At 64.0% G+C, this 23,404-nt stretch carries 18 protein-coding genes and 3 tRNA genes; 12 read left to right on the top strand and 9 right to left on the bottom strand.

The genetic code is table 11. From position 1 onward, the window contains the following. Nucleotides 1-316: 316 nt before the first annotated feature. Nucleotides 317-733 (bottom strand): hypothetical protein, encoded by a 417-nt coding sequence (locus VIF40_RS20205; protein ID WP_331939319.1) that lies wholly within the window; start codon nucleotides 731-733, stop codon nucleotides 317-319. 11 nt (nucleotides 734-744) lie between these two features. Further along, nucleotides 745-984 (bottom strand): hypothetical protein, encoded by a 240-nt coding sequence (locus VIF40_RS20210; protein WP_331939320.1) that lies wholly within the window; start codon nucleotides 982-984, stop codon nucleotides 745-747. 229 nt (nucleotides 985-1,213) lie between these two features. Here VIF40_RS20210 and VIF40_RS20215 point away from each other — a divergent pair, with 229 nt between their 5' ends. Then, nucleotides 1,214-1,531, top strand: a complete 318-nt coding sequence (locus tag VIF40_RS20215; protein WP_331939321.1) for a hypothetical protein — start codon at nucleotides 1,214-1,216, stop codon at nucleotides 1,529-1,531. A 679-nt stretch (nucleotides 1,532-2,210) separates the two neighbouring features. Here the strand turns inward: VIF40_RS20215 and rlmB are convergent. Continuing rightward, on the bottom strand, nucleotides 2,211-2,912 hold the full coding sequence (gene rlmB, locus VIF40_RS20220; protein WP_331939322.1) for a 23S rRNA (guanosine(2251)-2'-O)-methyltransferase RlmB: 702 nt from the start codon (nucleotides 2,910-2,912) through the stop codon (nucleotides 2,211-2,213). A 309-nt stretch (nucleotides 2,913-3,221) separates the two neighbouring features. Between rlmB and VIF40_RS20225 the strand changes: the two genes are divergently transcribed. The 3 genes from VIF40_RS20225 (at nucleotide 3,222) to VIF40_RS20235 (ending at nucleotide 3,548) form a co-directional block, all read left to right on the top strand. Continuing rightward, nucleotides 3,222-3,306 (top strand) — tRNA-Tyr (locus VIF40_RS20225). Nucleotides 3,307-3,329: 23 nt separating this feature from the next. After that, nucleotides 3,330-3,403: transfer RNA gene (locus VIF40_RS20230), tRNA-Gly, on the top strand. A 68-nt stretch (nucleotides 3,404-3,471) separates the two neighbouring features. Then, a tRNA-Trp gene (locus VIF40_RS20235) sits at nucleotides 3,472-3,548 on the top strand. A gap of 24 nt (nucleotides 3,549-3,572) precedes the next feature. On the opposite strand, the gene VIF40_RS20240 is transcribed toward VIF40_RS20235, so the two are convergent. Continuing rightward, nucleotides 3,573-3,953, bottom strand: a complete 381-nt coding sequence (locus VIF40_RS20240; protein ID WP_331939323.1) for a hypothetical protein — start codon at nucleotides 3,951-3,953, stop codon at nucleotides 3,573-3,575. Nucleotides 3,954-4,513: 560 nt separating this feature from the next. Between VIF40_RS20240 and VIF40_RS20245 the strand changes: the two genes are divergently transcribed. Then, nucleotides 4,514-6,355 carry an HAD-IIIC family phosphatase gene (locus VIF40_RS20245; RefSeq protein ID WP_331939324.1) on the top strand — a complete coding sequence of 614 codons (1,842 nt, stop codon included), beginning with the start codon at nucleotides 4,514-4,516 and terminating at the stop codon, nucleotides 6,353-6,355. A gap of 658 nt (nucleotides 6,356-7,013) precedes the next feature. On the opposite strand, the gene VIF40_RS20250 is transcribed toward VIF40_RS20245, so the two are convergent. Further along, nucleotides 7,014-7,874 carry an intradiol ring-cleavage dioxygenase gene (locus VIF40_RS20250; RefSeq protein ID WP_331939325.1) on the bottom strand — a complete coding sequence of 287 codons (861 nt, stop codon included), beginning with the start codon at nucleotides 7,872-7,874 and terminating at the stop codon, nucleotides 7,014-7,016. Between the two features lie 189 nt (nucleotides 7,875-8,063). On the opposite strand from VIF40_RS20250, the gene proB reads away from it, so the two are divergent. Then, the gene (gene proB / locus VIF40_RS20255; protein WP_331939326.1) at nucleotides 8,064-9,188 is read left to right on the top strand and encodes a glutamate 5-kinase; all 1,125 of its coding nucleotides are present in this window, start codon (nucleotides 8,064-8,066) and stop codon (nucleotides 9,186-9,188) included. A gap of 136 nt (nucleotides 9,189-9,324) precedes the next feature. Next, complete coding sequence (locus VIF40_RS20260) at nucleotides 9,325-10,125, top strand: DUF2076 domain-containing protein (protein WP_331939327.1); 801 nt, start codon at nucleotides 9,325-9,327, stop codon at nucleotides 10,123-10,125. 45 nt (nucleotides 10,126-10,170) lie between these two features. Here the strand turns inward: VIF40_RS20260 and VIF40_RS20265 are convergent, their stop codons facing one another. After that, complete coding sequence (locus VIF40_RS20265; RefSeq protein ID WP_331939328.1) at nucleotides 10,171-11,448, bottom strand: lipase; 1,278 nt, start codon at nucleotides 11,446-11,448, stop codon at nucleotides 10,171-10,173. A 572-nt stretch (nucleotides 11,449-12,020) separates the two neighbouring features. Here VIF40_RS20265 and mmoX point away from each other — a divergent pair. Together mmoX and tyrS are read left to right on the top strand one after the other, a co-directional pair. Then, complete coding sequence (gene mmoX, locus VIF40_RS20270; protein WP_331939329.1) at nucleotides 12,021-13,604, top strand: aromatic/alkene monooxygenase hydroxylase subunit alpha; 1,584 nt, start codon at nucleotides 12,021-12,023, stop codon at nucleotides 13,602-13,604. Nucleotides 13,605-13,902: 298 nt separating this feature from the next. After that, the gene (tyrS, locus tag VIF40_RS20275; RefSeq protein ID WP_331939330.1) at nucleotides 13,903-15,168 is read left to right on the top strand and encodes a tyrosine--tRNA ligase; all 1,266 of its coding nucleotides are present in this window, start codon (nucleotides 13,903-13,905) and stop codon (nucleotides 15,166-15,168) included. 9 nt (nucleotides 15,169-15,177) lie between these two features. Here the strand turns inward: tyrS and VIF40_RS20280 are convergent, their stop codons facing one another. Further along, complete coding sequence (locus VIF40_RS20280) at nucleotides 15,178-18,720, bottom strand: AsmA-like C-terminal region-containing protein (RefSeq protein ID WP_331939331.1); 3,543 nt, start codon at nucleotides 18,718-18,720, stop codon at nucleotides 15,178-15,180. Nucleotides 18,721-18,892: 172 nt separating this feature from the next. Here VIF40_RS20280 and VIF40_RS20285 point away from each other — a divergent pair, with 172 nt between their 5' ends. Then, nucleotides 18,893-19,399 (top strand): peroxiredoxin, encoded by a 507-nt coding sequence (locus VIF40_RS20285; RefSeq protein ID WP_414684837.1) that lies wholly within the window; start codon nucleotides 18,893-18,895, stop codon nucleotides 19,397-19,399. A gap of 139 nt (nucleotides 19,400-19,538) precedes the next feature. Here VIF40_RS20285 and VIF40_RS20290 read toward each other — a convergent pair whose 3' ends face one another. Continuing rightward, nucleotides 19,539-20,063 (bottom strand): hypothetical protein, encoded by a 525-nt coding sequence (locus tag VIF40_RS20290; RefSeq protein ID WP_331939333.1) that lies wholly within the window; start codon nucleotides 20,061-20,063, stop codon nucleotides 19,539-19,541. Between the two features lie 165 nt (nucleotides 20,064-20,228). On the opposite strand from VIF40_RS20290, the gene zigA reads away from it, so the two are divergent. Both zigA and VIF40_RS20300 read left to right on the top strand, forming a co-directional pair. After that, nucleotides 20,229-21,458 (top strand): zinc metallochaperone GTPase ZigA, encoded by a 1,230-nt coding sequence (gene zigA, locus VIF40_RS20295; RefSeq protein WP_331939334.1) that lies wholly within the window; start codon nucleotides 20,229-20,231, stop codon nucleotides 21,456-21,458. Then, nucleotides 21,448-22,056 carry a DUF1826 domain-containing protein gene (locus tag VIF40_RS20300; protein ID WP_331939335.1) on the top strand — a complete coding sequence of 203 codons (609 nt, stop codon included), beginning with the start codon at nucleotides 21,448-21,450 and terminating at the stop codon, nucleotides 22,054-22,056. Before zigA ends, VIF40_RS20300 begins: the two co-directional genes overlap by 11 nt. 37 nt (nucleotides 22,057-22,093) lie before the next feature. Here the strand turns inward: VIF40_RS20300 and VIF40_RS20305 are convergent, their stop codons facing one another. Continuing rightward, nucleotides 22,094-23,077, bottom strand: a complete 984-nt coding sequence (locus tag VIF40_RS20305) for a tetratricopeptide repeat protein (RefSeq protein ID WP_331939336.1) — start codon at nucleotides 23,075-23,077, stop codon at nucleotides 22,094-22,096. Nucleotides 23,078-23,404 lie beyond the last annotated feature (327 nt).

Raw genomic sequence — 23,404 nt, forward strand, 5'->3', positions numbered from 1 at the left:
CTTCACTCCACCAACAGCGTGCGCCGAGCTCCCAGTTCGGCTCGGTCGTGGGCGGAAGAGGGATGGCATAGGGCGCGGCACCTCCACCGTCGGCGGAAGCGGGATGGCATAAGGGCGTGGTACCTAACCGCTCGCGAGGCACACGGCGACAAGTGCCGCGAGAACGAAGCCGCTGCGCATGCCCGCCTTGCCCCTTGTGAATCCGCCTGTTGTCAGGGGAGAGGATGCAAGGCGTGTGGTTAAGGCGAGATTAAGAGGCGTGCCGCGTTGGTACACATCGCCCAACGTCGAGGCGAAAGGCGCGGGTGAGCCAGCGCTAGCGGCGACGGCTCGCCAGGATGCCGGCGACAAAGGCGATGGCGAGCATGGTGATCGGTCCCACCTGTTGCATCGCCTTGCCGACACCTTGGTCGATCATGTTCACGCCTTCGCCGGCGGCAACGGCCATGCTTGGCGCCTGCCGCTTCGGCCGTGGCGCGAAGAGAGGCAAGGTGGCCAGCGCTAGCATCGACAGCAGGAAGAGAGCGGCGGCGATGATGCCGGCCGCTGCCGCCGGCGTGTAATGGGTGACCAGCAGCTGATAGACCGAAAACAATCCGAACAGCGCCGCGATAATGAGAATGACGAGCGCGACGGCGATGACGGCCGCCTGGCGGAACGAGCGCTCAATGGATTCCCTGATGCGCAGTCCGACCTGCAGGGAGGAGAGCAGCGCGAGCGCCGAGCGGAGCATGGAGGTTTCGCCTAGCGACGGGTGAACACACCGAACAGGAAGCCGAGGCCGACGGCGATGGCAACTGCCGACAGCGGGTTGCGTCTGATGGCGGCTTCAGCCTCGTTGGCGGCGTCCACCGCTTTATCTTGGGCGCGGTTGATCTGCTTGTTGGCGATGCGGCCCACGGTCGAGCTCAGGTTCTGCAGATCGGCGCGGATCGCGTCGATCTGATTCGCAAGCTCTTGCGCTTCGGGGGTGGGGGTCGGCATGGGGCTTCCTTCCTTGGGGCGAGGCATTGGCAACTCGGGCCGGGAGCGCTTCGTTCCACGGAAGCGGCCCAGTCGGCTCATTCTCTTGGTCCGCGCCTCGTTACTGTCAAGTGAACGGTTCGCGGCAAAGCCCGCCTCGTCTGCCTTGATGGTTGAGGGACCCTTGCGCCCGGCGCAGCAGCCTTCTAGTCTCTCCTTGTGACGGGTGATTGCTCAGAGGGGGGCAAGCATGGGCGGCAGCGGGCTTAGCAAATGGGGTCTCCCCATCCTTCTCGCCATCTTGAGTTCAGCGCCGGTGGCAGGAAGCGCCGAGGCGTTCGCGACAATGGGCTCGCCCGCCGCGGCGGTGTCGGCTGACAACAGCCTCCGCCTTACGGCGCATTTCAGCAAGGTGCAGAGCTTCTATTGCTATCCCAAGCTCTATTGGTGGTTCTACCGGCCCTACACCACCGCCCCGGAAGGCAATGCGCGCTGCATGCCCTATTTCCATTACCTCGATCAAGCGGGGCCTCCGAGAGGCGGAAGGCCCAACCAGGCAATCAAATAGCTAGCCGTCGGTCTGGCGTCGCGCGTCGTGTCCTGGGCTCCCTGAATACGCAATCTTAACCTTACCGATACTTGCGACAGGTAAGTTCGGATGGCCTTCCGCTGGCGACTCAATGGCCAGGAGGGGGGTTGCCCCTAGTTCGGAGTCGCAAGATGAAAGCCCTGTTGAGCATCGCCGCGCTGCTTCTGATCACGTTCGGCCTGAGCCTCACGTCCACCGATCACGCCAATGCCGGAGGCTGCGTTTCTTGGCGGCCCTGCGGTCCCGCCATCCTTTTCCCGGCCCCCAATCCGATTCCGCTCAGGAAGGTCAAAGTCCGCGCGGCTCCTTGTGCGGTTGGCTGCGGTCCTGTCGCGGCGCCTGCTCCCTGCGTGACCGGTTGCGGTCGAGTTGCGGTCGCGCCGCCACCTCCCTGCGTCATGCCGTGCGGCGCGTCTTATTATTACATGCCGACGCGGTTCTACGCCTATTGGGCGCAGCCGGGGTTCACGAACTGCTACCCCGGGCCCGGCAATTGCTATTTCCGCAGGGATTGCTGGTACGATTCGTTCGGCCGCCGCTTCTGCAGCTAGCTTAGGGGCCTCATGCTTCGAGACGCGTCCTTCCGGGCGCTCCTCAGCATGAGGAGAGACGCCTCACGCTGAGGATGGTCGAAGGCCCATCGCGAAGGATGAGGCCTCTAACCCTTCGCGTTGAGGCTGGCCCAGTGCAGCGCAATAGCGGCTGCGTTCGAGACGTTGAGACTCGCAAGCGTGCTTCGCGTCGAGATGCGGGCGAGGAGATCGCAATGCTCGCGGGTCAGGTGACGGAGGCCTTTGCCCTCGGCGCCGAGCACGAGGGCGAGCGGCTTCGTCAAGGAGAGCGCCTCGAGTGCGTTCTCTCCCTCCTCAGCGAGACCCACGCGGAGGAAGCCCATCTCGCCGAGCTCGGCAAGCGCTTGGGCGAGGTTCTTGACGAGCACGATCGGCACGAGGTCGAGAGCGCCGCTTGCGACCTTGGCGAGAGCGCCTGACAGCGGCGGACTGTGACGCTCGGTGAGCACGAGGCCCGATGCGCCAAAGGCCGCCGCCGAGCGCAGCACGGCACCGACATTATGCGGATCGGTCACCTGGTCGAGCACGACAACGATGCCACTGCTCTCGACCTCATCGAGGCCGACGGGGGAAAGTTGCTTTGCTTCGAGCGCAGCGCCCTGATGCACCGAGTCAGCCCCGAGCAGCCGATCAAGGTCGCGCGGGGAGGTGGGCTCGACCCTCACGCCGCGCTCGGCGATAAGGGGGGCAAGCCGATACGCCGCATTCTCGGTTGCGATCAGCCTGACCACTTCCCGCCTGGGATTGGCGAGAGCCGCTTCGACGGCGTGGAGGCCGAACAGGAGCACCTGGTCTGTATCGGCGTGGTGGGACCCGCGTCCCGGCGGCTTGTTAGCGCCGCGCCAGGAGCGACGTCCTTGTCTTTCCGGCCTTGGTCTTCGGGGCATTGGGAAGGAGCAGGTCTCGTGACGGGATGAGGGAGAAAGTATGGTTGAGATGATTGCCGCGAGAGGCGACCGGATTTCGCGACTAACCCGCTGATTTACAGTTGACAGGGGCTGAAGCGCTACCCATAAACCAACTATTGGCGGACCCTGCCGGCCGACGGCGGGGCGTTTTTGCTTGGTCGCAATCACCAGTCAATCCATCTGGCTCAAGGAGGGGTGCCCGAGTGGCTAAAGGGGACGGGCTGTAAACCCGTTGGCTATGCCTACGTAGGTTCGAATCCTACCCCCTCCACCACCACTCTTGAGTGCAGAAGGGATGCGGGTGTAGCTCAATGGTAGAGCAGCAGCCTTCCAAGCTGAGGACGAGGGTTCGATTCCCTTCACCCGCTCCAGCAAGACTTACCGCCGAGGCGGTTGATATGACGAGGAAAATGGCGGTTGTTGAGTTGGAGCAGGCGATAGGAGTGTAGCTCAACTGGCTAGAGCACCGGTCTCCAAAACCGGGGGTTGGGGGTTCGAGTCCCTCCACTCCTGCCAGCGCCCAAAAATCAAGTTATAAAATCAGTCGGTTCCATCGAGTGGGACCGCATCCGTCCCACCAAGTGGGACACTCTGTTCGCATGCTGTCTCCCCGATGAGCCGGACAGCGCCCGCGGCGAGGCGCTTATTGTTCGCCCAGCGGACATAGGTCGAGGCCTGCCCGAGCGTCGTCCAGCCATAGCCGGCGGCCGAGAAAGGCGCACCATATTCGGCGAGCAAAAAAGTCAGGTTCCCGGCCGGGCCGGCCTCGATCGCCGTCCGCAGCGGCTCGACGATCTCGACGAAGACAGGATCGGACCTGTTGCGCTTCGTCTTCTCCGGGATCCACGCGATGACGCCATTGCGGATATGCTGGCGGCCGAGCGCGACCACATCGCCGCGTCGGGCGGCGGTGAAGAGCAATAGCGCATAGGCGACCTCGGCTTGGTCCCGAGGTGCCAGCGCTTTTCGAACTGGCCGCGTTCCTCGTCGGACCAGCTATGGAAGCCGTCCGAGCCATAGCGCAGCGATTCGACGGCGCCGACGGGATTGTCCGCCCAGCGTTTCGACTTCACCGCCCAAGAAAACATAGCGCCGAGATATCTCCTTCTTCTCCATCATGCCCGTCCACACACGAAATTCCTGACACTCCCGCCCAGACTCGCACGCCGAGCCGCAATTGTGAATCCTATGTCGGCGTCAGCGTACTAGTGGCTTGCCAGAGCCCGTCAGGCAACGTAGATTTGGCTCAAAATCAATGGCTATCCGGGGGATGCGGACTAAAATGATTGTGCTGCCTTCCACGATCCCAACTCGATCCGAGAGATCATCCCGCAGGGGGCAAAGTGGGAAAGTTTAATTATAGATTGGCTGTTGCGGCTGCTGTCGCTCAATTTGCCCCGCAGGGAGCAAAGTGGGAAAGTTCATTCATAGGTTGGCTGTTACGGCGTCGGTCGCTCAATTTGCCCAGTAGGGAGGAAAGTGTGAAAGTTGAATTAAGTGATGACGACCAATCCGGCGTAGAACGTCCTTGCGAATGGGTCAATCCCGCGCTTTTCCGCGCGCCGAACCATCTTTCGACTACTGTGACTCCCATTCGAAGGGTACTTTTCATCTCCGCCTGTATTTTCGAAGGTTGGGCTGAAATCATCCAGTCCTATCCGGACGGCGCACCAACTAATTTCGTGCATATCGGGCAAATGTCCGAAACATTACCGCATCCATTCGACGAGTATGATTTTCAGGTGATTCAGGTTCCACTCAGATTGATCCTGCCAGAAGGCGCTTACTTCCGGCTGGACCTCAACGATCTGGCTGCCTTCGAGACCTTATTCCAAGAAACCTGCCAGCGTCTGGAGACATGGCTCGAATTTGCGATGCAGTATAATCGACGTCACAAACTGCTGTCGTTCATCGCTAACTATCCGACACCGATACAAAATCCCCGCGGCAGATTGATGCCGCGCTATAATTTGAACAATTTTACATTTTTTTTTGAACGACTCAACCAGTGCGTCGATGATCTGATCAAGCGTTATGAAAACGCTCACCTCCTGGATATCGATTCAATTTCTGCAAGTCTTGGTAAGATGCACTTACAAGATGATTTTCTTTGGACATTTTCCCATGGCAGCTTCATAACCGATTGGGATCACCCACGGGATCAAAACCGCATCCAGCCTCCAAAAACTGTCGCCCAACTCTATCAAGGCCGGCTCTACTTGATGCAGCAGGCGTTTTGGGCGGAACTAGTCGCGTCTTATCGCACCCTCCGTCAGATCGATAGCGTCAAAATGGTTGTCATGGACCTTGATGACACTCTCTGGCGTGGCGTCATGGGTGAAGCCGAAGCCTTCACCGGCGAGGAGACGGAAGGCTGGCCACTCGGTGTGACCGAGGCGCTCCTGTTTCTAAAAGCGCGTGGCGTCATCCTCTCCATCGTCAGCAAAAATGACGAAACAACCGTGCAACGAGTCTGGCAACATACGCTCGCCGGGCGCCTGGAGTTCTCGGATTTCGCCTTCCGCCGGATCAACTGGTTGCCGAAGGCCGAGAACATTCGCGAGATCATAGAAATTGCAAATATCTTGCCCAGCAGCGTGGTTTTCGTCGATGACAACCCGGTCGAGCGCGCCGCAGTGCGGGCTGCCCTGCCCGGAGTTCGCGCCATCGGCATGGACCCGTATTTGACCAGACGCATCCTGCTTTGGTCTTCGGAGACACAGGTCGCGGCGGTGACGGAGGAAGGCGGCCGCCGTACCGAGATGATGCAGCAGCAAGCGGTGCGGGAGGATCAGCGCCGCACCATGCCGCGCGAGGAATTCCTGAGCTCATTGCAAGTACAAGTTCGCATGGTCCGGATCGACTCCACCGAACACCCTAACTTTCCCCGTGTTCTCGAGCTGATCAATAAGACCAACCAGTTCAACACCACGGGCCGCCGTTGGCAGCGCGATGAATTGTGGCGCTGGCTCGACGATGGCAAACGTATCTCCGCCTTCGTCGTGGAAGACCGCTTCACCCAATATGGGTTGGTAGGCGTTGTGCTCCATGACAACGAGACGATCGAGCAATGGGTGATGAGTTGCCGGGTGCTCGGTATGGAGGTCGAAATCGCGATCCTAGCTATGTTGCTGAGAGACCTCGCGGCGCAAGGCGTGGCGCAGGTGCGTGCGCGGATCGTCGAGACGCCTGCGAATTTCCCCTGCCGGGACTTTTATCATCGCGGGGACTTCACCGAATCAGACGGGGTCTGGTTCCGTGAGACTAGCGGCGCCACCGACATGGCATCTCACGTCAAGGTTCTGGACATCGCCGCAACGTGAGTCCCAACGGAGCCGTCACATTGACAAGTGGACGACGCTTCCCGTGTATTTGGCGCGGATGATCGAGGCGCTCGAGCGAAGTGGCGCTCGGGATCAGAGAGACGCCATGATGAGGCGCTATGGCGCTCGCAGAGCAGTTATGACATCGCGGAGACGCGAAAGCGGGAGATCGAGGTCACTCCCTACCGTAGAGCGTCGCGCGACAAGAGCGCTGACGTCGCATAGCAGCTGCAGAACCTGAGTTCTCGGAGAAGCACGCTTCACGGGGCGCGTGCCGAATTTGGACATCAAAAAAGACGATGTCTCGACATGGCGCCCGGGAGAGAATTAATTGACGGCAGAAATCAGAAACACAACAGAATGGCCAGTCCCTCCACTCCTGCCGGCACCCTCTTGCGAATTTACACGATCGCTTTCTTCCCCCGGAAGCTCCGACGAGCGCCGATTACGGAAAATCGCCGGCGAATACAAAAACGCCCCGCCTGTTCATCCGAGGTCGGGGCGTTTCTCGAGCCGACTCGCGAGGGAGCCGGGATGATCGCAGGCTGAGAGCGGCCTGTGGCGAAAGCAAGGCGTCGCCGCGCGGTCGCGCATGGCGTCGACGCCCGATCGTCGATCGGGGCTCGCGGCAGCGAGTCGTCGAAGGGGGTGTCGCTCCTCAGACAGTCTTTGGAATCAATGCCTTCAGACGCTCCGCGCCTTCTGGAGCCGCATGGCGCGGCGGCGCCCCGGGCGGGAAGCCGCCCGATGGCGGGAAGCCCGGCGGCGGGCCGGCGAGATGGCTGCCGCGCGGCGGCGGCTGGAACGGCGGCGGCGGCACGGCGCGCACGGCCTTGCGATCGATTCGCACCTGCAACGTCGCGACATAGCGGCCCGCCATCTCGCGCACCTCGCCGCGCGTCGTCTCGCCGGCGGCGAGCGCTATGCCGTCGGTCGAATTCAGCGTATCGCGCAGCCGGCTGCGCGCATAGTCGCCGAGATTGGCGTAGAGGAACTCGCTCAATGCGTCGGGCAGGAAGATCTGCGAGGTCAGCCGCGCCGCCGCGCCATCGATGATCTTGAAATGAACATGGGTGGTGCGGCCTGGATACCAGCCCGGATAGACGCTCGAGAAGCGCGTGCGTCCGTCCGCCCCGGTGATCTGCGTTCCTCGTAGAAACGTCTTTCCCGTAAGGTCGAGCCGTCCGTCCTCGCCCTGCCCATGAAAGCCGGAATAGCGGCCCTGCGCGTCACAGTGCCAGACGTCGACGCGGACGCCGGGCAGGATCGCGCCCGTTTCGTCATGGACGACGAAAGCAATGTCCAGCGGGACGCCGGCGAGCCCTTCGGCGATGTCCGATCGCCTCAGGTCGAGATCGAGATAGAACGGCCCCTCCTCCGCCGCCGCCGTCAATTTAATGGCGGGTTCGGGAATGGCGGCGGGCTGGAGTGAGGCCGTCTCTGGTAGGACGGCGGTCGCCGAGCCGGCGAGCGCCGCAGCCACGAGGCCGCGTCGCGTCAAAGCAATTTTCTCGCGCATAGAATTTCCTTAGTCTTCGTCAGCGCGCCCAGGATGAAGCCGTCCGATGTCGAATGCGCGGCCGAAATTCTCTCCTTCGTTGCGGCTCGGTTTCTCGTCGCCGGCCGCCGCGGGGTGGGCTTTCTGCGCGGACGGGCTATAAGTCGCGGTCGTCCGCCGTCCCCCATCTCGAATGAGCCGATCACGCCCGTGCAACGCCCCAAGCTCGAATCCTTCCGCCGCATCGTCGTCAAGGTCGGCTCCTCGCTGCTCGTCGATCCGCTCGAGGCGAAGGTGAAGCGCGACTGGCTTGCGCGGCTCGCCGACGATCTCGCGGCCGCGCATCGGCGCGGCGCGGATGTTCTCGTCGTCTCCTCGGGGGCGGTGGCGCTGGGCCGCAGCGTGCTCGGCCTGGCCCCCGGCGCGCTGCCGCTCGAGGACAGCCAGGCGGCGGCCGCCGTCGGCCAGATCGCGCTCGCTCGCATATGGGCGGAGACGCTCGGCGATCGCGGCATCACGGCGGGGCAAATTCTGGTCACATTCGGCGACACGGAGGAGCGCCGCCGCTACCTCTACGCCCGCGAATGCCTGACCCGGCTGCTCGCGCTACGGGCCGTTCCGGTCATCAACGAGAATGACACGGTCGCCACCTCCGAGATTCGCTATGGCGACAATGACCGGCTCGCCGCCCGCGTCGCGACCATGGCGAGCGCCGATCTGCTGGTGCTGCTGTCGGATGTCGATGGCCTCTACACCGCCCCGCCGGCGAGCGACCCGAATGCGAAGCGCATCGAGATCGTGCCACGGGTCACGGCGGAGGTGGAGGCGATGGCCGGCGGCGCCGCCTCGCAATTCTCCCGCGGGGGAATGCGCACCAAGATCGAGGCGGCCAAGATCGCGACCACCGGCGGCGCCCATATGGTCATCGCCGACGGCCGCGTGGCGGCGCCGCTCACCCGTATTGCGGAAGGCGGCCCCTGCACCTGGTTCCTCACGCCCTCCTCGCCGGTGACGGCGCGAAAAAAATGGATCGCCGGCTCGCTGGAGCCCAAGGGCGTGGTGCATGTGGACGAGGGCGCGGCGCGCGCGCTGTTTTCCGGAAAGAGCCTGCTGCCGGCCGGGGTGACGGCGCTCGAGGGCGGCTTCGCGCGCGGCGACTGCGTCGTGATCCGCAATCCGGCGGGCGGCGAAATCGGCCGCGGGCTCGTGACTTACGACGCGTTGGACGCCGCCCGCATCATCGGCCGCTCGTCACGGGACATAGAGGGGCTCCTCGGCTTCAAAGGGCCCGACGAGATCATCCACCGCGACGATATGGCGCTCGCCGGCGACTGAGCCTCACGACGCCCTAGATTCTCCGCTGGCGAATCTCCGGCCGAACCGCGGCCGTAGCTCTTGGCAGAGCGAAAGCGCGCTCCCATATTTCTGGCGCCACGCCCGCGAATAGGGCTGGTCCAACTGGGAGAGACACATGTCACCCGAAGAACGCCAACTGCTTGCCGGTCTGTTCGAGCGTACGCGCAGCGCCGCCGGCGGTCAGCGCGATCAGGAGGCGGAGAGTTTCATCGCCGAGCAGCTGAAGTCGCAGCCGGGCGCGCCCTATCTGCTGGCGCAGACGGTTCTGGTGCAGGATCAGGCGCTGCAGGCGGCCAATCAACGCCTGCAGGAGCTCGACAGCCGCGTGCATGAGCTGGAGAGCCGGCCGCAGCAGCAGCCGGCCGCGGGCGGATTCCTCGGCGGCCTGTTCGGCGGCGGCCAGCGTCAGGCCCCGCCCCCGCCGCGTCCGGCCCCGCCGCCGGGCTATGGCCAGCAGCAGGCCTATCCGCAACAGGTGCCGGGCGGCCCCTGGGGCGCGGCTCCGGCCGCGGCGCCCGGCTATGCGCCTCCCCCCGGCTACGCCCCTCCGGGCTATCCTCCGCAGCAGCAAGCGGCCGCTGGCGGCGGCTTTCTGAAGGGCGCTCTGGGCGCTGCGGCAGGCGTCGCCGGCGGCGTGCTGCTGGCCGATTCGATCCGCGGCCTGTTCCATGGCGGCGCCGGCGGCGGCGCGGGGAGCAATCTCGGCATCGGCTCGGGCTTCGAGCACGCCAATAGCGGCGGCGGCGACACGATCATCAACAATTACTACGGCGACCAGAGCGGCGGCGACGCGCCCTATCCGGACGCCGGCTATGACACGCCCGACCAGGGCGCGCCCGACACGCAGAGCGCCGATTACGACACGGATACCGGCGGCTTCGATGATGGCGGCGGAGACGGCGGCTTCGACGTGTGATCCGGCCTGCTCTGGCTAAATGTGCGGCGCGCCAATGGCGCGCCGCTATTTTTCTGACCTTCGTGAAATCGCTCGATCCTCCAAGCCGAGGCTCGGCCCTGCTCTCGACGCTGGCCCGGCCGTTTCCTCGGCAAATGTCTCGAAAAGTCGCGCGAGCTTTCGGTATAGCTCCCGCTGTATTTCCCGGCGGCCGGCCTCGAAAGGCTTCATGCGCGCGCCGTGGGTCGCGTCATTGTGATCGAAGGCCCTGCCGAAGATTTGGTCGAGCCGCTGATAGCGCCATTTTCCTGTTTCGAGCCGCTCCTCAAAACCGAAAATTCCCTCGCCGCCGACAGGCTGCGCGCGGCCGATGAAAGGGTAGCGCTGCGAGATCGTGTTCACGACGCCGTCATTCTCGCGCCAGAGCTCCATCGTCAGATCGTCGCTTCCCCAATCGGGCGTCGGCGCCACGGAAAATTCGGGCCGTGTCGCGATATAGGAGGCGGAATCCCGCATCGTCAGATCCATGGAGCGGTCGGGGCGATGCCTTTTACGTAGAAACGGCAAGCTCATGAAGCTCCCCTCGCGCGTCGCGCTGGAGACCAGGGAGAGATAGAGGCAGGCCTCGAACGTCTCCATCGACTGGTTGAGGCGCGCGGCGCCATGCAGAGTGACGTCGAAACCCAGATTATCGCCGCTCTCGATGAAGCGGCTGGCGTCGAGCCGCTGCGAGAAGAATTCGCCACTCTCCTCTTCGCGCGCCCAATGATCGAGATGCAGATCATAGAGGCGCGAGGCGCCGACACGGGACAATGCGGAAACGACGGAGAGCGCGCTGGCGACGAGCGCGCTCGGCAGCATTTTCGGCTTTCCCTGCTCTTCGTCGCAATAGCGATAGGCCAGCGTCGAGCCATTGAGCGGACCGGCGATGCTGACGATCGCCTCCACCCAATCGGCGTTCGAGCCCAGGCCCCAAAAATCCTGCGCCAGGAGATTTTGCAGCATCCGACAGGTCTGAGCGCCAGCGCTGTGACCGATCAGAATCACCGGATTTTCGGCCGACCAGCTCTCGACGAAGCCGCGGCGGGTATAATCGCGCGAGAAGCGCGCATGGCCAGCGCCAGCGCTATGGCTCTCGCCATAATCGATGCGCGCGCCAACGATCTGCGCGAAAAGCTCGCAAGCGCAATCATGGACCGAGCTGAGCGGCCCGCATTTGGCGAGATGAGTGAGAAAGCGCGGCGTAAATTGCGCCGGAGCGTCGCCCCAATAGGGAAGCCCGCCGAGATCATTCGGCCCCCATCCCATCAGGCCATGAACGAAAACGACATTGCTCGACTTCATCGATAGCGGCCCTCGTCGATCGCGACGGCTCGCAAGCTAGCAGGAAGCGATTTCCGCGTCAGGGCGACGAAACGATTCTGATCGCACGCGAATACGAATCACGAATTCGGCATCAATTCTGCAATTCGTCACATACCGCGCGATCAGGGCGATTTCGATCAGTTATTCTGCAGAAAATTATCATACTTGCTTCATCTATATCGAAGCATGTAAATATGATATTGATGTTATTTTGACAATAATCTCAAATTATGATATAAACAATCGCATAGTTACGTGTATATATGAAATTGAGCGTTCTACATTGATGCTATCGTATTATTTATTTCCGTAAAGGTCTTTTATTTAAGTGCTAAAACTACGCAAATATTGATAAATATCTGTATTTTTGAGAATCGTAAGCTTACGGCATGCGCCTTGCTGTGAAATACCTGACGTCTGGATTGCTTTTGGTCCGCCGGCGGCTCGAGCATCCGTGTGGCGCGCGTTGCGAAGCGCGCGCCCCGCCATGCTCGGCCTCTGCGAACGCCTGCGCGAAACGGCGTCACAAGATAAAATCTAGTGGAGGAATCATGCCTATCAGTCTCGCAACCAATGCGGCGACAGACGCGCTGAGGGTCAATCGCGCGCCCGTCGGAGTCGAGCCGCAGGAAGTCCATAAATGGCTGCAGAGCTTCAATTGGGACTTCAAGGAAAATCGCACGAAATACGCGACCAAATACCGTATGGCGAACCAGACCAAGGAGCAGTTCAAGGTCATCGCCAAGGAATACGCTCGCATGGAGGCGGCCAAGGACGAGCGGCAGTTCGGCACGCTGCTCGACGGCCTCACGCGCCTGGGCGCCGGCAATAAGATTCATCCTCGCTGGGGCGAGACGATGAAGGTGATCTCGAACTTCCTCGAGGTCGGCGAATATAATGCGATCTCGGGTTCGGCGATGCTGTGGGACTCGGCCACCGCCGCCGAGCAGAAGAACGGCTATCTCGCGCAGGTGCTCGACGAGATTCGCCACACGCATCAGTGCGCTTTCATCAATCACTATTTTTCGAAGCACTATCACGATCCGGCCGGCCATAATGACGCGCGTCGCACCCGCGCCATCGGCCCGCTGTGGAAGGGCATGAAGCGCGTCTTCTCCGATGGATTCATCTCCGGCGACGCCGTGGAGTGCTCGATCAATCTGCAGCTCGTCGGCGAAGCCTGCTTCACCAATCCGCTGATCGTCGCGGTGACGGAATGGGCGGCGGCCAATGGCGACGAGATCACGCCGACGGTGTTCCTCTCGATCGAGACCGACGAGCTGCGCCATATGGCCAACGGCTATCAGACGATCGTCTCGATCGCCAATGATCCGGCGGCGGCCAAATATCTCAACACCGATCTCAACAACGCCTTCTGGACGCAGCAGAAATATTTCACGCCGGCGCTCGGCTATCTGTTCGAATACGGCTCCAAGTTCAAGGTCGAGCCCTGGGTGAAGACCTGGAACCGCTGGGTCTATGAGGATTGGGGTGGAATCTGGATCGGCCGTCTCGGCAAATATGGCGTCGAGAGCCCCGCCTCACTGCGCGACGCCAAGCGCGACGCCTATTGGGCCCATCACGATCTGGCGCTCGCCGCTTTCGCGATGTGGCCGCTCGGCTTCTCGCGCGTCTCGCTGCCGGACGAGCAGGACCAGGAATGGTTCGAGGCGAACTATCCGGGCTGGGCCGACCATTACGGCAAGATCTACAACGAGTGGAAGCGGCTCGGCTACGAGGACCCCAAGAGCGGGTTCATCCCCTACGCCTGGCTGCTCCAGAACGGCCACGAGGTCTATGTCGACCGCGTGTCGCAAGTGCCGTTCATTCCGACGCTCGCCAAAGGCTCCGGCTCGCTGCGCGTGCATGAATACAACGGCCACAAGCATTCGCTCACGGATGATTGGGGCGAGCGCCAGTGGCTGTCGGAGCCGGAGCGCTACGAGGCCCAGAATCTGTTCGAGCAATATCTCGACCGCGAGCTTTCGGATGTGATCGCCGAGGGCCATGGCGTGCGCTCCGACGGCAAGACGCTGATCGCGCAACCGCATGTGCGCGGCGACAATCTGTGGACGCTCGAGGACATCAAGCGCGCCGGCTGCGTGTTCCACGACCCGCTGGCGGCGTTCGGCTGAGCGCACGAATATGAATTTCGCCGGACGCGCCCCGCGCCCGGCGAAGATGATCGACCCCGCCTTTCTCGGCTGACCGAGCCGATGGCGCGCCCGGGCCGCCAGCGTCAGGACAAGTCCTCGCGCCCGGCCCGATCTCGCCGCCATCGCGCTCGGTCACGTCGAGCGACACTCTCCTCACCGACTTGCCCTCTGGAGGTTTCCTTCAGAGGGATTTTTTTGGCGAAGCCGCCGGGGGCCGCGCTGCTCCGCCCCGTCCCTCCTTGCGCGCCGGCCGCATTCCCCGTAACACCCTGCCCCCATGTCCGACGCATTCCGACCCAAATCCGACTTTCTCGCGACGCTCATCGCGCGCGGCTTCGTGCATCAATGCTCCGATTTCCCGGGGCTCGATGAAAAAGCCCGCTCGGGCGAGCTCACCGCCTATGTCGGCTTCGACTGCACCGCGGCCTCGCTGCATATCGGCAATCTTCTGTCGATCATGCTGCTCTCCTGGCTCCAGCGCACCGGCGGCAAGCCGCTGCCGCTGGTCGGCGGCGGCACCACGCGCGTCGGCGACCCTTCCGGCAAGGACGAGAGCCGCAAGCTGCTCTCCGTCGAGACGATCGACTCCAATAAGACCGCGATCGAGAAGACCTTCCAGAAATTCCTCACCTTCGGCGCGGGCAAGACCGATGCGGTCCTGCTCGATAACGCCGAATGGCTGACCAAGCTCAATTACATCGACTTTCTGCGCGACGTCGGCCGGCATTTCTCGGTCAATCGCATGCTGTCGATGGATTCGGTGAAAATGCGGCTCGAGCGCGAGCAGGAGCTGTCCTTTATCGAGTTCAACTATATGTGCCTGCAGTCCTATGATTTCGTCGAGATCGCCAAGCGCTACGGCGCGACGCTGCAAATGGGCGGCTCCGATCAATGGGGCAATATCGTCATGGGCGTCGATCTCGGCCGCCGGCTCGGCGCGCCGCAGCTCTATGCGCTCACCGCGCCGCTGCTCACCACTTCGTCGGGCGCCAAGATGGGCAAGACGGCGGCGGGCGCGATCTGGCTCGACGCCTCCATGCTCGCGCCCTACGATTATTGGCAATATTGGCGCAATACGGAGGACGCCGACGTCGTCCGTTTCCTGAAGCTGTTCACCTTCCTGCCGCTGGAGGAGATCGAGAAGCTCGCCGCGCTCGGCGGCGCCGAGATCAACGAGGCGAAGAAGATTCTCGCCACCGAGGCGACCGCTCTGCTGCATGGGCGCGAGGCGGCCGAGCTCGCCGCCGAGACCGCGCGCCGCACGTTCGAGGACGGCGCGCTGGCGCTGTCTCTGCCCAAGGTCACTGTCGCGGCGAGCGAAGTGGCGGCGGGGATCGGCGTGCTCACCGCCTTTGTGAAGGCGGGTCTCGTCGCCTCCACGGGCGAGGCGCGGCGGCAGATCAAGGCCGGCGGATTGCGCGTCAATGACGCTCCGGTGACGGACGAGAAGGCCGTGCTCGGCGAGACGGATTTCGTCGAGGGCGTCGCCAAGCTGTCGCTCGGCAAGAAAAAGCATGTGCTGCTGGAGCGTGCGGGCGGATAGAGCGCGGCTTCAGCGCGTCCCAGGCGCGCTCTCCGGCAGGCGCCCCGTGCCGGTGCCGTCGATCACGCCGAAGACTTTGCGCAGCAGGCCCGGCGCGATCATCGACAGCGGATTGACGGTCAGCACCGGCGCGCTGAAGGCGCCGCTCACGCGAAAGCTCACAGCGAAGACGCCCTCGTGCTGGCCGCCGGCGAGCATGAAGCCGATGACCGGAATATTCGTGACGAGATTGTTGAGCCCATAGGCCGGCACGAAAGAGCCCGACACGTCGATGCGGTCGCGCGCCATGTCGATATAGCCGTCCACGGTGAGCCCGATCTCCGTCCCCGACATCACCGCGTCGCGCATGGCGAGCCGGCCGTTCGACCAGGTGAAGGCCGATTGTACGCGCGCGAATTTCACCGAGTCGGGATCGAAATGCGCGGCGCCCTTGTCGTCCACGCGCGCCGCGCCCTGCATGACGAGCTGACGAATGGCCGGCTCGTTCTGCAGATAGAAATCATTTATGCGCATGGCGCCGTCGGAGCGGCCCTGATTGAGCACGATGGTCGCCGTCATCGCGCCGCTCTCCATGCGATGATAGAGATCGAGGAAAGAGAGCAGCGCGCCGCCGTCGCTCGTCGAGAGGTCGATCTGCGGCGCGCCGCTCGGATGGCGCGTCAGCATTACGGCGAAAGGCTCGCGGCCGAAATTGCCGGTCAACGACAATTGCCGCGGCTTGCCGCCGCGCCGCTCGAAGCGCAGATCGACATTGGAGAGGATCTGCTTGCCGTGGCCGGTGACGATCGGCGATTTGAGATCGAGATCGAAATCATCGCTCGCCGGCGGCTTGCCCGGGCCCGCTGCGGCCTGCTCCGATGACGGCTGCGAGAGGTAGCGCAGCAGCGGCCGCGCATCGATATTGGCGCCGCGCACGACGAGCTTCAGCGCATCGCCGCCGCGCGTCGCCTCGAGACGCATGTCGTCGCCGGGCGAGAGCTTCGCCTGTGTGAGCTTGGCCGAGCGCAGCACGCCGTCGCGGCCGAGCTCGACCACGCCGGAAAATTGCTGCGCCCCCGCCTCCGCCTGCAATTGCTCGAGCGCCGAGCCGTCCGGCCGCTTCACCAGCGTGAAGCTGGCGCGGCCCGGCTTGCCGAGCGGCTTGGTCACGCCGGGCAAGGGATTGTCGAGCGCGGCTTTCGAGAAGTCGACCTCGAATTGCGACTCGGAATCCTCGATCGGCAGCTTGGTCTGCACCTGCACGCCGACGACGCCGGAGACGCCCACGAAGCCATAGCCGGCGCGCGCGCGCGCGGCGTCGTCGAGCGAGAGCGACAATTGCGCCTGCGCCTGTCCCTTCTCGCCGGCGGCGCGGCGCAGGTCGAGCGTCACCGGCGCGCCGAACACGCGGCCCGAGCCGGTGACGCGCAGTCCCTCGCGATCCGAGACGAGCCGCAGCGTAGCGCCCTCCAGCCGCTCCTTGCCGATGAAGCGCTCCATCGAGAGATTGGTCGTCTCGGCGTCGACGGCGATGCGCGTATGCTCTTCCTTGGCCGCCTGGCCGAGCTCGAAATCGATGCGCAGCTTGCCGTCGATCTGCCCCTTGAGCTGATTGGCGTCCATCGGCAGGCTCGCGGCCGGCGCGACGCTCTTCAGCGAGAGAATATCGGCGACCGCCTCGACGCCGCCGGCGAGCTTCAATTCGATCCAGGCCGGCGCCGGATCGGGACCGAGCGACGGGGCGCGGAAGACGCCTTCGGTGATGGCGAGCCTGCGGCCCGGCGCGCTCTCCATCACGCCAGAGGAGGCGACGAAGGAGGCGGTGCGGCCGGTGAGCGCGATATGGCCGTTCATGCCATTGATCGGCCACAGGCCCGGAACCGCGTCGACGAGCGTCGCATTGTCGAGATCGAAATCGCCGCGCAGCGCGGCGTCCGGCGGCGGCCGCTCATAGCGTCCGGCGGTCATCGCCGCCTGATCGAGATCGGCGGAGAGCGCGCCGCTGCGCATCACGCCGCCGGCGATGTGCTCGTCCATCCACATGCGCGTCGGCGTGGCGACCTGCGTCGGCCAGATGCGCAGCACCGAGCGGATCGGCGTCTGCGTCGCCTGGATCATATATTTGAGATGCGTCCCATCCGGCTGCGCGCCGTCGACCTGCACCGAGGCGGTCGCATGCACCTCCGGGCCGTCGAGGAAGACGCGATCGACGGTGTATTTCTTCGCCTTGAGATCGAGCTTCGCCGTGAGGCCGGCGTTTTCGATGACGAGCGGCGTCTCGCCATGGCGCTCCGGCAGAAAGGCGCCGGGCCGCACGAGATCGAAAGCGAGCGCGAACGTCCCCGACCCATCCGCCGGCGGCGTCAGCGTCCCTTTGAAGCTCAGCCGCGCGACGCCGGTGCGGATTTCGATCGGCTCTATGGCGAGCAGCCGGCGCTCCATGTCCCAGCGGCCGGCGACGGAGAGCTCCTGCAGCATGAAAGGCTCGGCGTCGGGCTCCTCGAGCCGGAAGAACCCCTCGCCCGCCGCGAATTTCCCGCTCGCCTCGACGACGCGGCCATCGCCGGCGAGCGCGAAATGCAGATCGAGCGACAAGGGCGCGTCCGTGTCGAAGGGCAGCGTGCGGGCGCCAGCGGCGAGCGCGATCTCCTCCATGGAGAGGCTGCGCAGGCGCGCATCGAGCGTGCGCGGCTCGCCCATGGCGCCCCTCGCCTCGACCTCGGCGCCGACATGGCCGGAGGGACCCGTCGCGCCCAGACGCAGCCGGCGCGCGCCGGCGATCTTGTCGAAGCTCAACGCCAGATCGTCATAGACGATCGTCTTGTCCAGCGTGTGGTCGTCGATGACGAGGCGGGCGTTGGAGACGCCGATCTTGTCGATCGCGCCGATCGGACTCTCGGGACTGACGATGAAATCCATCAGCGCGCGCAACGCGCCGGCGGCCTGCCGCAGCGAAGGGACGGCGGGCGCCGCCTGCGGCGCGGCCGAAGGATCGGTGGATGAGGACTCTGTGGATGAGGACTCGGCGGCCGCCGGCGCGTCGAGCGGAATGGAGACCGGATCAGCGCCCGGCGCGGAGATCGCCACCACGCCGTCGGGCAGAACCTCGAGCCTCAGCTCCAGGTCGAGCACGTCGAGCCGATGCGGCGTCAGCCGGCCGACGAGCAGCGCTCGCGGGTCCACCGACAATTGCGCGCGCGGCGCGGCGATGATGGTGCGCTCGCCGCTCTTCATGGCGAGGCCGTTCACGGTGAGCGTGAGGCCGTGATCGGTGCTGGCGATGGCCGCCGAGCTCAGCGCGAACTGGTAGCGATGAATATAGAGATCGTCGAGCGCCTCGACGATCTTGGGGGCGAGCCAGTCGGAGGCGATGGGGCCGCGCGCGAGCGCGGCGAAAAAAGCGCCGACGGCCAGCACGACGAGCAGCAGAGCCGACACCGCCACCACCGAGACGCAGCGCACGACGCAGAAGGCGCGCAGCCGGAGCGAGGTGGAGCCGCGCGGCGCAAATCCCAAAAAAAAGCGCGGTATCCGCGCTCCGACCGCCGGGCCCTCGTCTATCCTCTGCGTCAAACGCCCGCCTTTCGCTTCGACCGCGCCGGCCCGCTCGCGCCGCCGGGCGTGCCGGCGCCGAATCTGCACAGCCTCGAGAAGATCACAACTCGTATGGCGCGCAACCGGGGATTTTCACCAGAAACCCTTGCAGAGCGCGCCATCCTCTGCATGCTGCCGATTGTAACGGCGGATGAGACGAAAGGAAGGCGCAGTGACCGAGGCGAAGAAATCCACAGGCTTGCGCGAAGGCGACGCCGCCCCCTCATTCGAGCTTCCCGGCGCCGGCGGCGAGAGCATCGCTCTTTCCGGCTTTTCCGGCAAGAAGCTGGTGCTCTACTTCTACCCCAAGGACGACACCTCCGGCTGCACCAAGGAGGCGATCGAGTTCAACGGCCTGCGCGCCGATTTCACCAAGGCGAAGACCGCGCTCGTCGGCGTCTCCCCCGATTCGCCGGCCAAGCACGACAAATTCCGCGCCAAATACGAGCTGACATTCCCGCTCGCCTCCGACGAGACGAAGGAGATGCTCTCCGCCTATGGCGTTTGGGTCGAGAAGAGCATGTATGGCCGCAAATATATGGGCGTCGAGCGCTCGACCTTTCTGATCGGCGCGGACGGGAAGATCGAGAAAGTGTGGCGCAAGGTGAAAGTGCCCGGCCATGCGGCCGAGGTGCTGGCGGCGGCCAAGGGGAAGTAGAGCCCCTCGCCCAACGCATAGCGCCTAAGGTCTACCCGGGTTCGAAACCTCTACGACGAGCCGGGCGCGAACGTTCAGCGTAGTCCGCTCGCCGCCAGGGGCGCAGGCTACGCCGGGCAGCGGAGCCGATTGGCGCGATTTATTCGCCATTGGCGATCAGATTTCTGACCGCATTGACCGTATTTTCATGCTTTCTGGAATCTCGATTGAGAATAAGTTCGCCGCGACAGCGCAGCGTCCCACCTTCATCGTCGGAATATTCGTAGCTCAACTCTGCTTTCTCTAACTGAGTCCGCAGCGATTGCTCCAAAGGCTGAGCGAGGCCTTGCGAACGCAACGCAGCTGTAGCCTTTGCAATAGCGCTCGACACGGCTTCCAAAACGAATTCTTGTTTCGAGCACTCCATTACGTCCGTGACCGCGTCGAGCTGCGCTAGAGTGAGCGCATCGACACGCACGCACAAATTGCGAACCAGCTCCTTAGAATGGCTCCCCATGCAAACGGCGCCGGCGTTCGCGCCCAGACCATTCCCAAAGGTCCATGTCCGCTTGGCGGCAATCGACTTCATCGTCAAGAAATCGTCGAATGCCTCAGCACGAACGGACGGGGATATGCCGGCCTCTCGGTATCCCTCATCAAACATGTCGAGTAGCTTATTTTCCATGTGTTTATCCTTCTAATGAATGCAATTTAGCTTATTTGACATGCATTGACAAGCGCGCATAGGCGAAACGTAATAACGACTCCTCGGCTTACCCTCGCCTCCGCTTGACGCCGCCATCCCGCTCGGCTACGCCATAATATGTTATAACATAACATATGGCGCGCCATGCCTCATCAGACCCCCGACCTTCGCCTTCCCGTCACCGTCCTCTCCGGCTTCCTCGGGGCCGGAAAGACGACCTTGCTCAATCATGTGCTCAATAATCGCGAGGGCCGGCGCGTCGCCGTCATCGTGAATGACATGAGCGAGGTGAATATCGACGCCGATCTCATCCGCGACGGCGGCGCGCAGCTGTCGCGAACCGACGAGAAGCTCGTCGAAATGACCAATGGCTGCATCTGCTGCACGTTGCGCGACGATCTGCTCGAGGAGGTGCGCCGCCTCGGCGAGGACGGCCGCTTCGATTATCTGCTGATCGAGAGCACGGGCATCGCCGAGCCGCTGCCGGTCGCCAGCACCTTTTCCTTTCGCGACGAGAATGGCGCCAGCCTCTCCGATCTGGCGCGGCTCGACACGATGGTCACCGTCGTCGACGCCGCGAGCCTGCTGCAGGACTATGGCTCCAATGATTTCCTGCGCGACCGCGGCGAGGTCGCGGGCGAGGAGGACGACCGCACCCTCGTCGATCTGCTGGTGGAGCAGATCGAGTTCGCCGACGTCATCGTCGTCAACAAGGCCTCGGCGGTGTCCGAGGAGCGGCTGGCGCTGGTGCGCAAGGTGGTGAGATCGCTCAACGCCGATGCGCGCATCGTCGAGACCGATTTCGGTCAGGCGCCCATGGAGGCCATTCTCGACACCGGCCTCTTCGACGAGGAGAAGGCGCAGCGCCATCCGCTGTGGCACAAGGCGCTCTACAGCCCGCAAGAGCATGTGCCGGAGTCCGAGCAATATGGCATAGAGAGCTTCGTCTATCGGGCGCGGCGGCCGTTCCATCCGGAGAAGTTCAACGCCTTCATCAACGCGACCTGGCCCGGCCTCGTGCGCGCCAAGGGGCATTTCTGGCTCGCCACGCGGCCAAAATGGGTCGGCGAATTCTCGATCGCCGGCGCCGTCGCCCGCGTGACCGCCATGGGCTATTGGTGGATCGCCGTTCCCAAGCAGCATTGGCCCGACCATCCCGATTGGAAGAGCCATTTCGAGCGCAATTGGGACGCGGTCTGGGGCGACCGTCGGCAGGAGCTCGTCTTCATCGGCGTGGGCATGGACGAGGCGGCGATCCGCGCGGCGCTCGACGCCTGCCTCGTCGGGCCGCAAAAGCCCAAGCGCTTCGACGAATCCGCCTATCGCTCGCTGCACGATCCCTTCCCGACCTGGGAGAACGCCGATGCTGCGTGACGAGGCCGCCGCGCCGGTGTCGCGGCGAGCGGCGCGCAATCTGCTGCAATCCCGCTCGATCGGCCTATTTCCGCGCGAATTGGAGCCGGGGATCGTCGCGGCGCTGGATGCGACGACGCTCGCGAGCCCGCTACGCTTGCGCGTGACCGGCGAAACGGAGACGATTCGGCGCGGCTTGGCGCTGGGTTTGGCCGACGCCGGCCTCGAGCCCGCATGGCTCGCCGATTGGCTGGTGGACGATGTGATGCGTCTCGCGAATTTCTATCGGGAGGCGACGCGCGCGGGCGAGATTCGGGTGCGTCTCGAGACGATCGCCGACGACGCCTGTCGTCTGTTCCACGTCGATTTCGTCCGCTTCCGCCTCGTGACCACCTATCGCGGACCGGGCACGCAATGGCTCGCGCCGCGCCCGGGAGCGGACCCGCTCGCCGAAGAGGCCGTTCGCCGGCTCGAGCGCGGCTGGGTCGCGATCCTGCGCGGCGAGAAGGCCGCGACCGCCGAGGCCCCGGCTCTGCCGCATCGCTCGCCGCCGATCGCAGGAACCGGCGTCGAGCGCCTCTTCCTCGCTATAGACGAGACGCCCTCGCACGCGAGCTGACCGGGCTCGCCGAGGCGCGAACCGCCTCGGCGCGCGCTCATTGCGCCGGCGCGGCGGCGCGGGCGGCGAGCTGCCGCGTCACCTCGTCGAGGCCCTTCTTTGCCGCGGCGAGATTGGGATCGAGCGCCAGAGCCTGCTCGAGATCGCCCTTGGCGTGCTCGAGATCATGCTTGCCGCGATAGGCGTTGGCGCGGTTGAGGATAGCGCGCGCATATTTGGGATCGAGCGTGACGGCCGTGCCGAAATCGGCGACCGCGCGGTCGAAATCGCCCTTGGCGTGCAGCGCCAGCCCGCGATTATTGTAGGCGATGGCGAGCTTGCCGTCCTTGGCGATCGCCTTGTCGTAATCGGCGAGCGCTTGGTCGAGATCGCCCTTGGCCTGATAGAGCCCGGCGCGATTGAGATAGGACAGCGCCGATTTGGGCTCGAGCTCGATCGCTCTGTCGAAATCGGCCAGCGCGCGGTCGAGATCGCCCTTGGCGCGCCAGGCGCGGCCGCGATTGCTCAGCGCCGCGACGGATTTCTTGTCGAGCTCCAGCGCCTTGTCGTAATCGGCTATGGCCTTGTCGAGATCGCCCTTGCCCTGAAAGGCGCCGCCACGGCCGAGATAGGCCGGCGCTTTCGGCTGCGCGGCGACCAGCTTGTCATAATCGGCGATGGCGTGGTCGAAATCGCCCTTGGCGCGATAGGCGGCGGCGCGATCGCCGAGCGCGACGGCCGAATCGGGGTCGATCTCCAACGCCTTGTCGAAATCGGCGAGCGCGCGGTCAAAGTCGCCCTTGGCGTGATAGGCCCCGCCGCGATTGACGAAGGCGGCCACGCGATTGGGCTTTCTCTCCTTGTCGCCGCGGGCGATCACCTCGCCGCAGCCCTCGATGCGCTTGTCGGGATCGGCGGCGCGGCAGCCGGCCCAGCCGTCGCTCTTGGCCTCGGCCGCGACGCAGAAGAGGGAAAGGGCGGCCGCCAGAGCGAGGCGGAGCGGCGAATGAAACGGAGTCGAGACGAAAGCGAGGGGCGCCATGTGGCCGACGGGCTCCTTATTGTTGACCATTTCACTATGATTTCATTTCGCCGCTTCGAGGGCAATCGGAAATCCTGCGATTCCACCTTCGGCGCCGGACCAGCGCGACGGATTGCGTCCTCGCGACCGCGGCCTTAGTGCATTTCGTGAAGCAGCTCAACCGATCGGAGCCGGCGCGCGGCGCTGCGACGCCGGGCCGATTTGCGCTCCGTTGGCGCTGCCGCGCGGCCCCGCTGCCGCCGGAAAAGCCCCTCGGATCAGAAAATCGGTCGAAAACATGCGACAAGACGCCAAAACATGCATCGAGACTCTTCAGGACCACAAAAA

Origin of the sequence: Methylosinus sp. (genome assembly GCF_036560965.1) — a bacterium.
Taxonomy (GTDB): domain Bacteria; phylum Pseudomonadota; class Alphaproteobacteria; order Rhizobiales; family Beijerinckiaceae; genus Methylosinus.

Bases quoted from the DNA above. Each gene is read 5' to 3' on its own strand.
- VIF40_RS20205 (WP_331939319.1), bottom strand. From the start codon at position 733: ATGCTCCGCTCGGCGCTCGCGCTGCTCTCCTCCCTGCAGGTCGGACTG.
- VIF40_RS20210 (WP_331939320.1), bottom strand. From the start codon at position 984: ATGCCGACCCCCACCCCCGAAGCGCAAGAGCTTGCGAATCAGATCGAC.
- VIF40_RS20215 (WP_331939321.1), top strand. From the start codon at position 1,214: ATGGGCGGCAGCGGGCTTAGCAAATGGGGTCTCCCCATCCTTCTCGCC.
- VIF40_RS20250 (WP_331939325.1), bottom strand. From the start codon at position 7,874: ATGCGCGAGAAAATTGCTTTGACGCGACGCGGCCTCGTGGCTGCGGCG.
- VIF40_RS20260 (WP_331939327.1), top strand. From the start codon at position 9,325: ATGTCACCCGAAGAACGCCAACTGCTTGCCGGTCTGTTCGAGCGTACG.
- VIF40_RS20265 (WP_331939328.1), bottom strand. From the start codon at position 11,448: ATGAAGTCGAGCAATGTCGTTTTCGTTCATGGCCTGATGGGATGGGGG.
- mmoX (WP_331939329.1), top strand. From the start codon at position 12,021: ATGCCTATCAGTCTCGCAACCAATGCGGCGACAGACGCGCTGAGGGTC.
- tyrS (WP_331939330.1), top strand. From the start codon at position 13,903: ATGTCCGACGCATTCCGACCCAAATCCGACTTTCTCGCGACGCTCATC.
- VIF40_RS20285 (WP_414684837.1), top strand. From the start codon at position 18,893: ATGAGACGAAAGGAAGGCGCAGTGACCGAGGCGAAGAAATCCACAGGC.
- VIF40_RS20290 (WP_331939333.1), bottom strand. From the start codon at position 20,063: ATGGAAAATAAGCTACTCGACATGTTTGATGAGGGATACCGAGAGGCC.
- zigA (WP_331939334.1), top strand. From the start codon at position 20,229: ATGCCTCATCAGACCCCCGACCTTCGCCTTCCCGTCACCGTCCTCTCC.
- VIF40_RS20300 (WP_331939335.1), top strand. From the start codon at position 21,448: ATGCTGCGTGACGAGGCCGCCGCGCCGGTGTCGCGGCGAGCGGCGCGC.
- VIF40_RS20305 (WP_331939336.1), bottom strand. From the start codon at position 23,077: ATGGCGCCCCTCGCTTTCGTCTCGACTCCGTTTCATTCGCCGCTCCGC.